Annotated in this window: 11 protein-coding genes; 8 read left to right on the forward strand and 3 right to left on the reverse strand. The window is 47.0% G+C overall.

Going from position 1 to position 14,762, the window contains the following annotated elements; genetic code table 11:
* Positions 1 to 2: 2 nt before the first annotated feature.
* Positions 3 to 1,172: a galactokinase gene (locus tag M1E06_RS00450; protein ID WP_123032417.1), complete on the reverse strand. Its 1,170-nt coding sequence runs from the start codon at positions 1,170 to 1,172 to the stop codon at positions 3 to 5.
* A gap of 241 nt (positions 1,173 to 1,413) precedes the next feature.
* Here M1E06_RS00450 and M1E06_RS00455 point away from each other — a divergent pair, with 241 nt between their 5' ends.
* The 6 genes from M1E06_RS00455 to M1E06_RS00480 all read left to right on the forward strand — a co-directional run bounded on the left by M1E06_RS00455 (position 1,414) and on the right by M1E06_RS00480 (position 9,464).
* Entirely contained in the window at positions 1,414 to 2,406 is a 993-nt protein-coding gene (locus M1E06_RS00455; RefSeq protein WP_020453577.1) for a LacI family DNA-binding transcriptional regulator, read from the forward strand.
* A 143-nt stretch (positions 2,407 to 2,549) separates the two neighbouring features.
* A complete protein-coding gene (locus M1E06_RS00460; RefSeq protein WP_035400404.1) occupies positions 2,550 to 3,818 on the forward strand; it encodes a sugar ABC transporter substrate-binding protein in 1,269 nt (422 codons plus the stop codon).
* Positions 3,819 to 3,899: 81 nt separating this feature from the next.
* Complete coding sequence (locus M1E06_RS00465; RefSeq protein ID WP_020453575.1) at positions 3,900 to 5,156, forward strand: carbohydrate ABC transporter permease; 1,257 nt, start codon at positions 3,900 to 3,902, stop codon at positions 5,154 to 5,156.
* Between the two features lie 3 nt (positions 5,157 to 5,159).
* Positions 5,160 to 5,999 (forward strand): sugar ABC transporter permease, encoded by an 840-nt coding sequence (locus tag M1E06_RS00470; protein ID WP_020453574.1) that lies wholly within the window; start codon positions 5,160 to 5,162, stop codon positions 5,997 to 5,999.
* A 35-nt stretch (positions 6,000 to 6,034) separates the two neighbouring features.
* A complete protein-coding gene (locus M1E06_RS00475) occupies positions 6,035 to 8,089 on the forward strand; it encodes a beta-galactosidase (protein WP_025810525.1) in 2,055 nt (684 codons plus the stop codon).
* A gap of 100 nt (positions 8,090 to 8,189) precedes the next feature.
* The gene (locus M1E06_RS00480; protein ID WP_025810526.1) at positions 8,190 to 9,464 is read left to right on the forward strand and encodes an arabinogalactan endo-1,4-beta-galactosidase; all 1,275 of its coding nucleotides are present in this window, start codon (positions 8,190 to 8,192) and stop codon (positions 9,462 to 9,464) included.
* Between the two features lie 162 nt (positions 9,465 to 9,626).
* On the opposite strand, the gene ald is transcribed toward M1E06_RS00480, so the two are convergent.
* Positions 9,627 to 10,757 (reverse strand): alanine dehydrogenase, encoded by a 1,131-nt coding sequence (gene ald, locus M1E06_RS00485; RefSeq protein ID WP_020453571.1) that lies wholly within the window; start codon positions 10,755 to 10,757, stop codon positions 9,627 to 9,629.
* A 313-nt stretch (positions 10,758 to 11,070) separates the two neighbouring features.
* Between ald and M1E06_RS00490 the strand changes: the two genes are divergently transcribed.
* Positions 11,071 to 12,495 carry an alanine/glycine:cation symporter family protein gene (locus tag M1E06_RS00490; protein WP_020453570.1) on the forward strand — a complete coding sequence of 475 codons (1,425 nt, stop codon included), beginning with the start codon at positions 11,071 to 11,073 and terminating at the stop codon, positions 12,493 to 12,495.
* A gap of 162 nt (positions 12,496 to 12,657) precedes the next feature.
* Complete coding sequence (locus M1E06_RS00495; RefSeq protein ID WP_020453569.1) at positions 12,658 to 14,343, forward strand: methyl-accepting chemotaxis protein; 1,686 nt, start codon at positions 12,658 to 12,660, stop codon at positions 14,341 to 14,343.
* Positions 14,344 to 14,371: 28 nt separating this feature from the next.
* On the opposite strand, the gene M1E06_RS00500 is transcribed toward M1E06_RS00495, so the two are convergent.
* Complete coding sequence (locus tag M1E06_RS00500) at positions 14,372 to 14,758, reverse strand: YxeA family protein (RefSeq protein WP_020453568.1); 387 nt, start codon at positions 14,756 to 14,758, stop codon at positions 14,372 to 14,374.
* Between the last annotated feature and the right edge of the window lie 4 nt (positions 14,759 to 14,762).

The raw sequence follows: 14,762 nt of genomic DNA on the forward strand, positions 1-14,762 counted from the left end.
TTCTATATTTCTTTGGCGCCGTCGCCTATCGCCGCAGTATAAAATGCGGCATCATAGCCAACCGTTTCGCGGTAGACGGCATTCACGCGTTCTTTAAAGCTGTCTGTCCGGTCTTTTTCTACAATCGCAATCGCACAGCCGCCGAACCCGGCGCCTGTCATGCGTGCACCCAGGACGCCGTCTTGTTCCCAAGCCGTCTGGACAATGGTATCAAGCTCCAGCCCTGTCACTTCATAATCATCCCTTAAAGACATATGAGATTCATTCATCAGCTTGCCGAACCCGGCGAGGTCGTCCCCGCGAAGTTTTTTCAGCGCTTTCAGCGTCCGGGCATTTTCGTACACCGCATGTCTGGCACGTTTTCGATTAATTTCATCTCGGATGAGGTGCTGATGAGCTTCAAATGCTTCCGCCGTCATTTCGCCCAGGCTTGCAATCGGTAACTCCTGCTGCAGATCGCGGAGCGCCTCTTCGCATTGGGCACGCCTTTCATTATATTTAGATCCGGCCAGCGTCCGCTGTTTGTTTGTATTGATGATGATCACATCGTGTTCCTTCAATACGAAGGGAGCGTATGTGTAATGAAGTGTTTGGCAGTCTAACAAAATCGCGTGATCCTTTTTCCCCATGCCGATCGCAAATTGGTCCATAATGCCGCTGCCTACGCCGATGTATTCGTTTTCGACTTTTTGTCCGAGCTTAACCATGGAGATCGTGTCTGTCTGCAAACCATAAAGCCCTTTTAAAAGAACGCCTGTCGCAAGTTCAATCGATGCGGAAGAAGAGAGGCCCGCCCCGTGCGGAATATTTCCGTAATACAAAATATCGGCGCCGTGAACGATTTGATGGCCTGCCGCTTTCATCAAAAGGAACATTCCTTTCGGATAGTTGGCCCAGCCGTCAGACCGGTCAAATGCTAAATCGCTCAAGCTGCATTCAATTATGCCTTTGTCATGGAAGTTCTTTGAATAGAAACGGATCATTTGATCATCTCGTTTCACGCCAAGGGCATAGGTGCCAAATGAAATCGAAGCGGGGAAAACATGCCCTCCATTATAATCCGTGTGTTCGCCGATTAAGTTGATTCTTCCCGGAGCAAAAAAGGTTCGCGGTGTCTGTTCTGTCTTAAAAATAGAGCGAAAGTCGTTTGATAAAGCGGCTGCAGTATTCATATATCCTCCCATTCATTTGACGTGCAGACTTAATAAATTAATTTAATTAAGTTTAACCCCAGTTTACTACGGGTTTTCAATTGGTGCAATAAAAAGTGTTTTTTCAAATGAAACGTTTTCATGTAAAATCCTTATTGACAGGGATAGGGCAATCAGCACTTGACTTTTACAAAAATCAACGTTAAATTAGTAAAATATTTTACTAAAAAATATGAAAGATGTTCATGGAGGTTTTGCAATCGTGGCGACGATAAAAGATGTTGCAGAAAAGGCGGGGTATTCCATCTCGACGGTTTCCCGCGTATTAAATAACGACGAAAGCCTATCCGTACCCGATGAGACGCGGGAGAAAATATTTGAAGTGGCGGAAAGCCTGAACTACCGCAAAAAAACGATCAGAACACTGGTAAAAAACATCGCGTTTCTGTACTGGCTGACGGATAAAGAGGAACTCGAAGACGTGTATTTTAAAACGATGAGGCTGGAAATCGAGAAGCTCGCAAAGCAATTCAACGTTGAACTGACGACGTATAAAATTTCGGGGGGTATTGACGCCATCCCCGAAAACATTGAAGGATTCATTGCGGTCGGATCATTTTCAGATGATGAATTAACCCGGTTAAGGCAGATGACGCCTCACGGAGTATTTATCGATTCGACGCCGGATCCGAATCATTTTGATTCAGTCAGGCCGGACTTAAAGCAGATGACGAGGAAAACGGTGGACTTTCTTATTGAAAAAGGGCATGAAAAGATCGGCTTTATCGGAGGCACGTACCACAATCCCAATACCGATGAAGACGAAATGGACGTAAGGGAACGAACGTTTCGCGATTATATGAGGGAAAAAGGGCTCTTGGAGGAAGGCTTTATTTTTTGCCGCAGGGGATTTTCTGTGGAAAACGGCTACCATCTGATGGATAAAGCGGTTGAAACATTGGGCGAAAAGCTGCCGACGGCCTTCTTTACAGCGGCGGATCCGATCGCCGTAGGCTGCCTTCAGGCTTTAAATGAAAAAGGGGTCGCCATCCCGGGCAGGGTGAGCGTCATCAGCATCAACAACATCAGTGTGGCGAAATACGTATCTCCGCCGCTGACGACATTCCATATCGATATTAAAGAACTTTGCAAAAACGCCATTGAATTGCTTCTTGAACAAATACTTGAAAAGAGAAAAGCTGTAAAAACGCTATATATCGGTGCAGAACTGGTGGTCAGGAAAAGCACCAATTAAAAAAAGGCGCGGGCTGTTCATAAGCCGCGCCTTTTTCGTAAAACATTTTACTATAGTCGGTAAAATAATTGTTTACACTTTTTCTTAGACATGCTATATTGTTTTTGTGAAACGCTTTCAATCCAATAAAAGGAATGATACAAATGATGAATATGAAAAAATATGTTGGAATCAGCAGTGTGATTGCTCTCAGTTTGTCTTTAACTGCCTGCGGACCTAAAGAGAGCAGCAATGAAGCATCAGGCTCGAAGCAAAAGGAACTCGTGGTCTGGGAAGATAAAGAAAAAAGCGAAGGCATTAAAGATGCCGTTGCCCAGTTTGAAAAAGAGCACGGCGTATCTGTCAAAGTCGTGGAAAAGCCTTACGCAAAGCAGATCGAAGATTTGCGGATGGATGGACCGGCAGGAACGGGGCCTGATGTGTTAACGATGCCTGGAGATCAAATCGGAACAGCGGTAACGGAAGGTTTGATCAAGGAATTAAAGGTGGACAAAGAGATCCAATCGATCTATACGGAACCAGCAATGAGATCCCAGGTGACAAACGGTAAGGTCTACGGCCTGCCGAAAGCGGTCGAAACGACGATGCTCTACTATAATAAAGATTTGATTTCTGAAAAAGAACTGCCGAAAACGCTGGATGAATGGTATGAGTATTCGAAAAAAACGGCTGACGGCAAAAAATTCGGCTTCCTGGCGCTGTTTGACCAGATTTATTATGCACAGAGCGTCATGGGAGGATACGGCGGCTACATTTTTAAGAGCCATGCAGACGGCACTTATGATCCGGCTGATCTCGGCTTGAATAACAAAGGTGCAGTTGAAGGAGCCGAGTACATTCAGAAGTTTTATCAAGAAGGGCTGTTCCCTGCCGGAATTATTGGGGAGCAAGGCATCAATGTGCTGGAATCGCTGTTTACGGAAGGAAAAGCAGCAGCGATTATTTCTGGTCCGTGGAATCTGGAACCGTTCAAAAAAGCGGGCATCGACTACGGGGTTGCCAAGCTGCCTAAGCTGTCCAACGGCAAACATATGAGTTCTTTTGTCGGCGTGAAGAGCTACAATGTAAGCGCTTATTCGAAGAATGCCGATCTAGCGGAAGAATTAGCCGTCTTTCTCGCCAATAAAGAAAACTCAAAGAAGAGATATGAGATCACAAAAGAAGTTCCCGCTGTCAAAGAACTGGCGGATGATCCTGCCGTCACAAAAAGCGAAGCGGCTCAAGCTGTTGCCGAGCAATCTCAGTACTCAGAGTTGACGCCGAATATTCCTGAGATGAATGAAGTATGGACGCCGGCGGATGCGGCTCTGCAAACGATCGCAACCGGAAAAGCGGAACCGAAAAAAGCGCTTGATCAAGCCGCGGAAACGATACAAGGACAGATCAAAGCGAAGCACAGCGGCAGCAAATAAGCCGCAGCATTGGTGTCAAACTTGTCTTAAGTTTGGCGCCATTTATGATCAGGACGTCCATATAAAGAGGTGAAAGAGAAGGTGCAGCATCGCAAAAAAGCTTTACTATTATCAATCATTCCCGGTTTGGGCCAATTCTACAATAAACAATGGATAAAGGGTCTGTTATTCCTTCTTTTAGGCGTCTCGTTCTTTGCGGTTTTTGGCGATTTGCTGAATATGGGGCTGTGGGGCCTGTTTACGCTTGGAACCGAAGTGCCGCGCGATAACTCGATTTTTCTATTGGCAGAAGGCATCATCGCCGTGATTGTCACCGGTTTTGGGCTGGCTGTCTATTACGCCAATTTGCGGGATGCCTACCAAAACGGAAAGCGGCGCGATGAACAAAAGGAGCTCAGTTCACTCAAGGAACAATATCATAATTTAATGGCTCAGGGATATCCGTATCTCATCAGCGGACCATCACTGTTCATTTTGATTTTCGCCGTTGTTTTTCCGATTTTGTTCAGCTTTGCATTAGCTTTTACAAATTATAACCTCTACCATTCTCCGCCTGCCCACCTTGTCGATTGGGTAGGGCTTAAAACGTTTTCCGAAATTTTCACCGTTGATATTTGGCGGTCGACCTTTTTGGATGTTTTAGCTTGGACCATTGTCTGGACGCTTGTCGCTTCCACGCTCCAAGTCGGGTTGGGAATTTTGTTGGCGGTTGTCGTCAATCAGAAGGAAGTCCGCTTCAAGAGATTTTTCCGGACGATTCTGGTTTTGCCTTGGGCCGTGCCCGGCTTTGTTACCATTCTTGTGTTTGCCGGCCTCTTTAATGACAGCTTCGGTGCATTCAATCATCAAATCCTCGCCGCATTCGGCATCGATCCGATTCCTTGGATGACGAATGCCAATTGGACGAAGCTGGCGCTTATCCTCATGCAGGGGTGGCTCGGTTTTCCTTATGTGTTTATTGTGACGACCGGTGTTCTGCAGTCGATTCCGGACGACCTGTATGAAGCGGCGACAATTGACGGCGCGTCCGCGTTTTCGAAATTCAGGCATATCACAATGCCGCTGATTTTAATCGCAATGGCGCCGATTATCATCACGCAATTCACTTTTAACTTTAATAACTTCAACATTATCTATCTATTCAATGGAGGCGGTCCGGCTGTTCCCGGGTCAACAGCGGGAGGAACCGACATTCTGGTGTCCTGGATTTACAAATTGACGATGCAGTCGAGCCAGTACTCTTTAGCCGCCGCATTGACGATCCTGCTGTCGGTCTTTGTCATCTCGATCGCGCTGTGGCAGTTCAGACGGACAAATTCTTTCAAAGAGGGGGCTTAACATATGAAGAAAAGAAGATTCTTTCGGCTCCTTCTGACCTATTCTCTGTTGGTTTTTATGACAGCCGTTATCATATATCCTCTGCTTTGGACGGTGGGAGCCAGCTTTAATCCCGGCAACAGTTTGGTCAGTACTTCTATCATTCCGGCAAATCCGACATTGGATCACTATAGAGAATTATTTGCAGGAAAAGAGAGCCTTCAATACGGGCAATGGTATATAAACTCGCTTAAAATCAGCATCTTTACGATGATCGGATCAATCATCAGTGTTTCTTTTACAGCTTATGCTTTTTCACGGTTTCGTTTTAAAGGTAGAAAAAACGCTTTAGTTTTATTCATGCTGCTGCAAATGATTCCTCAATTTTCGGCTTTGGTTGCGCTCTTCGTTTTAGCGCAGATGCTCGGAATGATGAACAGCCATTGGCTGCTGATTTTGCTGTACATCGGCGGGCTTATACCGATGAACACGTATTTGATGAAGGGGTATATGGATTCCATTCCCATCGATTTGGATGAGAGCGCTAAGATTGACGGCGCTAGCAATACAAGGATTTTTCTGCAGATTATTATGCCGCTATCCAAACCGATGATCGCGGTCGTCGCCATGAACGGATTCACCGGACCGCTCGGGGATTTCGTTTTGTCTTCGACCATATTGCGGACGCCAGAGTCGTATACATTGCCGATCGGTTTATACAATTTAGTCAATGAAGTCATGGGAGCCAGCTATACGACGTTTGCCGCCGGCGCCATTTTGATCAGCATTCCGGTAGCCGTCATCTTTATCATGCTGCAAAAGAACTTTGTATCAGGGTTGACCGCAGGCGGAACGAAAGGATAGTCGGAGAAGAATATGGTCTAAAAAAGGAGAGTATTATGCCAAAAATTTATACGACACAAGCAAAATACATGCTTCACGGGGGAGACTACAATCCGGATCAATGGCTTGACCGTCCGGATATTCTTGCAGATGATATCAAGCTGATGAAGCTTGCCCATACGAATACATTTTCAGTGGGGATTTTTTCATGGAGCGCTCTTGAGCCGGAGGAAGGCGTCTATACGTTTGAATGGCTGGATGATATGTTTGAGAACATTCACCGGAACGGCGGACGGATTATAATGGCGACACCGAGCGGCGCCCGTCCTGCTTGGCTGTCGCAAAAATATCCGGAAGTGCTGCGCGTCAATGCGGAACGTGTCAAACAGCTGCATGGCGGAAGGCACAATCATTGCTTCACTTCATACGTATACCGTGAAAAAACGAGAAAGATCAACCGCTTGCTGGCTGAAAGGTACGGCAGCCATCCTGCCCTTTTGATGTGGCATGTCTCCAACGAATACGGAGGAGAATGCCATTGTCATCAATGCCAGCACGCTTTTAGAGACTGGCTGAAAAAGAAGTACAACAATGATCTTAAATCTTTGAATGATGCATGGTGGACGCCTTTTTGGAGCCATACCTTCAACGATTGGTCACAGATTGAATCGCCGTCTCCGATCGGTGAAAATGCGGTGCACGGCTTGAGTTTGGACTGGCGCCGCTTCGTCACTGATCAGACGATCTCTTTCTTTCAAAATGAAATCGTTCCGTTGAAGGAAATCACGCCGAATATTCCGATTACGACCAACTTTATGGCTGACACGCATGATCTCATTCCATTTCAAGGGCTGGACTACAGCAAGTTTGCCAAGCATCTGGACGTGATCAGCTGGGACGCGTATCCCGCCTGGCACAATGATTGGGAAAGCACAGCTGATTTGGCCATGAAAGTCGGCTTTATCAATGATTTGTACCGCAGCCTGAAACAGCAGCCGTTTCTTTTAATGGAATCGACGCCAAGCGCTGTCAATTGGCACAATTTTAATAAAGCGAAACGGCCGGGGATGCATCTCTTGTCTTCTATGCAGATGATCGCCCACGGATCTGACAGCATTCTCTATTTTCAATGGCGGAAATCCCGCGGCTCATCGGAAAAATTTCACGGTGCGGTTGTCGGCCATGACAATTGTTCCGAGAACCGCGTATTTAAAGAAGTGGCAAAAGTGGGGCAAACCCTTGATGAACTGTCTGAAGTCGTCGGAACGACCCGGCCCGCGAATGTCGCGATCCTCTATGATTGGGAAACCCATTGGGCGCTCGAAGATGCACAAGGATTCGGGATGAAAACCAAGCGGTATCCCCAAACCTTGCACGAGCACTACCGCGCGTTTTGGGAGCGTGATATTCCAGTCGACGTGATTACGAAGGAACAGGATTTTTCGCCGTACCGGCTGCTGATCGTTCCGATGCTTTACTTAGCAAGTGAAGAAACAATCGCGCGTTTAAAAGCCTTTGCTGCAAACGGGGGCACATTGGTGATGACGTATATTAGCGGAATCGTCAACGAATCTGACCTGACCTATTTAGGCGGATGGCCGCAAGATCTGCAAGAGATGTTTGGCATGGAACCTGTTGAAACCGATACGCTCTATCCGGGCGACAAAAATAGGGTCCGTTATCAAAACCGGTCCTATGAGCTGAAAGATTATGCGACCGTGCTGAAGCTGGATACGGCAGATCCCGTGGGATTCTATGAGGACGATTTTTATGTGGACACGCCGGCTGTTACATGCCATTCATACAAACAGGGGAAGACGTACTATATCGGTGCGCGCTTAAGCAGTCAATTTCATCGGGATTTTTATGAAACATTGATCAAAGAGCTATCGATTCAACCGGCTTTTGATGTGAAACATCAGCCTGGCGTCTCCGTTCAAGTCAGACAGGATGAAGAAAATGATTATATTTTCATCATGAATTTCACAGAAAAACGCCAGCCCGTCGTGTTGGAGTCGGCCGTTAAAGATATGCTGACCGGAGAAACGCTGACCGGCGAAATCACATTGGAAAAATATGAAGCCAGAATAGCGGTAAAAACAAAAAAATAAGCCCGGGGGACATCCGCTTTAATGTGGGTGTTTCTCTTAAAAAAATGAAAGCGTTTTCGTTTTGGCGTGTGTCAATCATGAAAGGGGAGAAGCGAGATTCATGAAAAACGTGGTGGCTGTTTTTGTGGTGCTGATTGTTGTTTTGGGCGCACTTGGAACCGGCGGTCCGGCGGAAGCCGCCAGAGGTTCCAAGGCGGCAGAAAGCGGCCTTTTTGTCGAAAAGGTTTCAGGGCTTCACAAGGATTTTATAAAAGGGGTTGATGTTTCGAGTATCATCGCTTTGGAAGAGAGCGGCGTCGCCTTTTACAATGAATCCGGAAAGAAACAGGATATATTCAAAACGCTGAAAGAAGCAGGCGTCAATTATGTCCGGGTGCGCATCTGGAATGATCCCTATGATGCCAACGGCAATGGCTATGGAGGGGGCAATAATGATCTGAAAAAAGCGATTCAGATCGGAAAACGGGCCACTGCCAACGGAATGAAGCTGCTGGCGGATTTCCACTATTCCGATTTCTGGGCGGACCCGGCGAAACAGAAAGCGCCAAAAGCATGGGCAAACCTAAACTTTGAAGATAAAAAAACGGCGCTTTACCAATATACAAAACAAAGCCTTGAAGCGATGAAAGCAGCGGGCATCAACGTCGGCATGGTGCAGGTCGGAAACGAAACAAACGGGGGTCTTGCCGGTGAAACGGACTGGGCGAAGATGAGCCAATTATTCAATGCGGGGAGCCAAGCGGTCCGGGAGACGGATTCGAATATTTTAGTCGCCTTGCATTTTACCAATCCGGAGACGTCCGGCAGGTACGCTTGGATTGCCGAGACGCTTCACCGGCACCATGTCGACTATGATGTATTTGCAAGCTCGTATTATCCATTTTGGCATGGCACACTGAAGAATCTAACATCCGTCCTGACATCCGTCGCGGATACGTACGGCAAAAAGGTCATGGTAGCCGAGACATCTTATACGTATACGGCTGAAGACGGAGACGGACACGAAAATACAGCCCCTAAAAACGGTCAAACGCTCAATTACCCGGTCACCGTTCAAGGACAGGCGAACGCGGTCCGTGATGTGATTCAAGCGGTCAGCGATGTAGGAGAAGCCGGAATCGGCGTTTTCTATTGGGAACCGGCATGGATTCCAGTAGGACCGGCACGCCAGCTTGAGAAAAATAAAGCGCTTTGGGAGACATACGGATCAGGCTGGGCCACAAGCTATGCCGCTGAATACGACCCGGAAGACGCAGGAAAGTGGTTTGGCGGCAGCGCCGTAGACAATCAGGCATTGTTTGATTTTAAAGGACGTCCATTGCCGTCTCTGAATGTATTTAAGTATGTTGATACGGGAACACCATTCAAAAATTGACTTGCAGCCGATTTCTCGGATGAAGGCGAACGCCGTTTGCCGGAAAGCGGTTTAAAGCAGAATGAAAAAAGGCCGGATGATATCCGGCTTTTTTTCGTGAAAGGACAGTCAGAAAGCGTAATTAAAATGTTTTCATTCAATTGACAGAAAGATAGGGTCCGCTTAACCAGCGGTTACCGTTTGAAATGCATCTTCTACAGATACGTATTCATATCCAAGGTCGCGCGCGACGGCCTTGTAGGTAATGCTTCCGTTTGCAACGTTGACGCCGAGAGCGAGCGCCTGATTTTCGGCGACTGCTTGTTCAACGCCTTTATTTGCGATTTGCAAAGCGTAAGGCATAGTGACGTTTGTTAAGCCGATCGTTGAAGTACGGGGAACGGCTCCCGGCATATTGGCGACTGCATAATGGACAACGCCGTGCTTCGTATAAGTCGGATCGTCATGCGTAGTGATCTTATCAACCGTTTCAATAATGCCGCCCTGGTCAATCGCCACGTCTACAACAACTGAGCCTGGGGACATCGACTGAATCATCTCTTCTGTGACAAGTTTCGGCGCTTTTGCACCAGGGATTAAGACGGCGCCGATGACAAGGTCAGAGTCTTTTACGGCTTCCGCAATGTTGAGCGGGTTGGACATAAGCGTTTGAATGTCTTTGCCGAACTGGTCATCGAGCTGGCGGAGGCGCTCAGCGCTCAAATCGATCAAAGTGACGTCAGCGCCAAGTCCGACTGCGATTTTGGCAGCGTTCGTACCGACTACTCCGCCGCCGATGATCGTAACCTTGCCGCGTTTTACGCCGGGTACGCCTGATAACAGGATGCCTTTGCCGCCTTTTGATTTCTCAAGAAATTGCGCGCCGATCTGTGAAGCCATGCGTCCGGCGACTTCACTCATTGGAGTCAGGAGCGGAAGCGTCCGGTTCACTTCGACCGTTTCGTAGGCGATGGCTGTGACGCCGCTGTCCACAAGCGCTTTCGCAAGCTCAGGCTCAGCTGCTAAGTGCAGATACGTAAATAAAACAAGTCCTTTTCGGAAATAGCCGTATTCAGAGCTGATCGGCTCTTTCACCTTCATGACCATATCCGCTTTTGCCCATACATCCTTCGCTTCAACCAAAATGTCTGCCCCGGCTGCTTTGTAGTCAGCATCCTCAAAGCCGCTTCCAAGTCCGGCTCCCTGTTCGATTAAAACTTGATGACCGCTTTTTTTAAGCGCGACTACTCCGGCCGGCGTAATGGCTACACGGTTCTCATTGTTTTTAATTTCTTTCGGAATTCCAATGATCATGATGTCGTCCCCCTCAAATGAAATATGATTCTACCGCTAGTATAAATCTCTGAACCGGCAAGAGCATCGTGTGTAAAATTAAAAATGTAAGCGCTTTTTTGTGAAATTTAACAAATTGGTGAACGTTGAATGAAGTGAAAGGATTGATATGAGGAGTTATCTATTAAAATTTTTTTCTTTAAAAAATAGTTTTGTTAAAAAAACAAATGTAAGCGATTACATTTTGTGTCGTTTCACAAACATAACCATATTTCGTTGTGATAGAATATCTCTTGCAGCTATGAAAGCGTTATCTTTGTTGGGAGTGAGTCATATGGATATCTTAGAAATACTAGGCAAGATTAATAAGGTATTATGGGGGCCGCCCAGTTTAATTTTATTATTTGGGACAGGCTTATTTTTAACGTTTGTTTTAAAAGGACTGCAATTTCGCCGCCTGATCTATGCGTTTAAGATCGGATTTGGCAAGGAAGACAGCAAAGACGCAGCTGCCGAAGGGGATGTGAGCCATTTTAAAGCTTTAATGACAGCGCTTGCCGCCACGATCGGAAACGGAAATATCGCAGGTGTCGCGACGGCATTGACACTCGGCGGACCGGGTTCGATCTTCTGGATGTGGGTTGTCGGGCTGTTGGGCATGGCAACGAAATACGCGGAAGCCTTGCTTGCTGTTAAATTCCGCGTAAAAAATGAAAAAGGGGAATATTCAAGCGGGCCGATGTATTATATCGAACGCGGACTCGGACGCAGATTTAAAGGACTCGCCATCGCTTTTGCGCTGTTTGGAGCTTTTGCCGCTTTGGGGATAGGCAACAGCGTCCAATCCAATACGATTGCCGATATTACAAAGAACAGCTTCGGTATCGAAAACTGGGTGACAGGGCTGATTCTCGTCATTCTTGTCAGCATCATCATCTTCGGCGGCATCCAGCGGATCAGCACGGTTGCCAGCTTCTTTGTGCCGATCATGGCTTTTCTTTATATGGGCGGGGCGATCTTGATTCTGATTTTGAATTATGACAAGATTATTCCGGCTTTTGAGCTGATTTTCTATTATGCTTTCCACCCTGTGGCAGCAGCCGGCGGTTTCCTTGGAATTGCCGTATCTGAAGCCGTTCGGAACGGGGTGTCCCGCGGCATTTTTTCAAACGAAGCAGGCCTTGGGACGGCTGCGCTAATCGCCGGAAATGCGCGTGCAGATCATCCGGTAAAACAGGCGCTCGTCGCAATGACCGGGACATTTATCGTTACGATCGTGGTGTGTACGATGACCGGTTTAACCCTTATTATTACCGGTTTCTGGGATCCGTCTGGCGGCTTGATATCCGGCGTGGCCCATAATGCCAGCCTTGAAGGCGGGGCATTGACGAGCGCGGCATTTGCCTCAGTACTCGGCGCGGCTGGCGAATATATTGTGTCGCTGTCGGTGATTTTCTTTGGGTTCTCTACAATTGTCGGCTGGTATGTTTACGGAGAAAAATGCTTCGAGTATTTGGCCGGTTCCAAAGGAATTGCGGGCTACAGGCTGGTCTACATCCTCGCCTGCGGCATCGGGACGGTCGCCAACCTCGTCACCGTCTGGGCATTTGCCGATATGGCGAATGCACTGATGATGATTCCAAACCTGATCGCCATCCTGCTGCTTTGGAAAGTTATCAAAGCAGAGACAAATGATTATTTTCATCACTTCTATGAACATACCAAATCGGCGGGTCCGCCAAGTAAACCAATTCATTAATCAATTAAAAGCTCTGCCTTCCAGGCAGAGCTTTTTCTTTGTTTACAATCATACAAGATCTCAAATTTTGACGAAAAATGTCGATACTATGAAATGAAGAAGATCTTTAATTTGAAAATTGCATTTTATCATTGATGACATAAAGGAGAAAGGATCACCATCATGAAAGTAAAAACAAAACTGCTGGGAATTATATCAATTTTAGTCGTTTCCATTATTGGAATCGGAGGTTCCTCTGTTTTTATGATTTCTTCTACGGTGAAAAAGAATGAAGAACTTAAGGACAAGATGGAATTTCAAAAAGAGATTAAGCATATTCAATATCGTCTGACCGGTTTGTCGAATGACGAAAGAGGCCTTATTATGACCGGAGATAATGAATACAGTGAAGGAATGAAGGACAAGGCCGACGATGTTTTAAAGAGTCTTGACCGCGCAGGAAAACTGATCCGGGAAGACACATACAAAGCGAACGTCGAAGAAATTAAAGAAAATTTTAAGGCTTATTGGGGTTTAAATCAACAAGTTATACAGTCTTACGCTTCAAGCTCTAAAAAAGCTGAATCGATTCATTTCGGAGAGGAAAGAACATTAAGAAAAGAAGTCCTCGATCCGTCTGTCAACCAGCTGGTCGAAAGCCTGGAACAAGAGGTGGAAGATCTGAAAGCAGAGATCAGCGCCAACGGGACGATGAGCGAATGGGTCATCATCACTGTCACAGCAGTATCAGCCATAGTTGGAATTGTCTTGAGTCTGCTGCTCTTGAAGTCTATTCTGGTACCGTTGAGAAGCCTGAATCAGCAGCTTGGGGACATCGCTCACGGTGAGGCGGACTTAACCAAGAAAGTGATCGTCAAAAATAAAGACGAGTTCGGCCAGCTTGCAAATTCTTTCAATGCTTTTGTTCAGTCGCTGACGCAAATTGTGAAGCAGATCAGCAGTTCGTCTGAGCAAGTCGCCGCATCCTCTGAACAGTTGTCGGCAAGCGCGGAGGAATCGAAATCGACCTCCGAACTGATTTCGGAAGAGATGCAGGCGATTGCTGACAGCAATATGACGCAAAGCGAAATGACAGAACAGAGCTCGGAATCGATTCATGAATTGCTGGACCGTTTATCATCCGTTGCCTCCAATACAGGCAGCATAGCGGATCTGTCGTCTTCGATGAGAGACAAAGCCGAAATCGGCTCCGAATCCGTTCATAAAATGCTCGAGCAAATGAACTTCATTGATAAATCCGTCGACTCAGCCGGCAGCGGCCTCGAGGCGCTCGTGTCCAGCACGGCGGAAATCAGCAACATTTCTTCGCTTATCACCGATATTTCGGAGCAGACGAATTTGCTGGCGCTAAACGCGGCAATTGAAGCAGCAAGAGCGGGAGAACAAGGAAAAGGGTTTGCCGTCGTGGCGGAAGAGGTCCGGAAATTGGCGGACGAAACGAATAAATCGGCGAACCATATTCAATCGTTAGTCACAACGATCCAAAATGAATCGGTAGAAACGGTGAATAATATTAAAGTCGTTCAAGAAAATGTCAGCTCCGGAATCGCTCTGTCCCAGGAGACAACCGGCAATTTCAACGAAATTTTGAACTTGGTGGAACAGGTTGCTTCTCAAATCCAAGAAGTCGCAGCTTCTACTCAGCAGCTGACATCAGGTGTCGAAATGGTTCAAAACACCATTCAAACATTAGCTTCCGGATCACAGGAAACGTCGGCTGGCACAAAAGCGGTTGCTTCCTCAACTCAGGAGCAGCTGGCTTCGATGGAAGAAATCTCTTATGCAGCAGAATCGCTGTCTCAATTGGCTGAAGAACTTCAAACCGTCATCAATCGATTTAAATATTAAGCAGAAAACCCCATCAGGCGATGGGGTTTTAATTGGTTTTCATGGCGGCTATAGCGCCCTCGGGGATTTCCTCTTCGTGTACTTCAGTCAAGCTTCCGGCTTTCGTTCCGTACGCCCATACTTTGATGAAAGCGCCGGGACGCAGTTTTTCGTCCGCCTCTGCTTCAATCTGCTGTTTGTGTCCGCTCGCGTCATATCCGGTTAATGTGTAGTTGTACTTTCCGTTATTCAGCTTTTCTGCATGATCTTCGGCTTTGAGATAATAAGCCTCAGGCTTTCCCTGGCCTTGTATGAAATGATCGGCCAGCGGCACAAGGCCCCCTGTCGCTTTCTGCAGGATAAAAACACCGGCAATAAAAACGCCGGCAACGGCGATCAGAACCGCGGCAATCAGGCCGCCTGCCCGTGTCTTCATATAC

It is taken from the genome of Bacillus sp. AK124 (genome assembly GCF_053903085.1).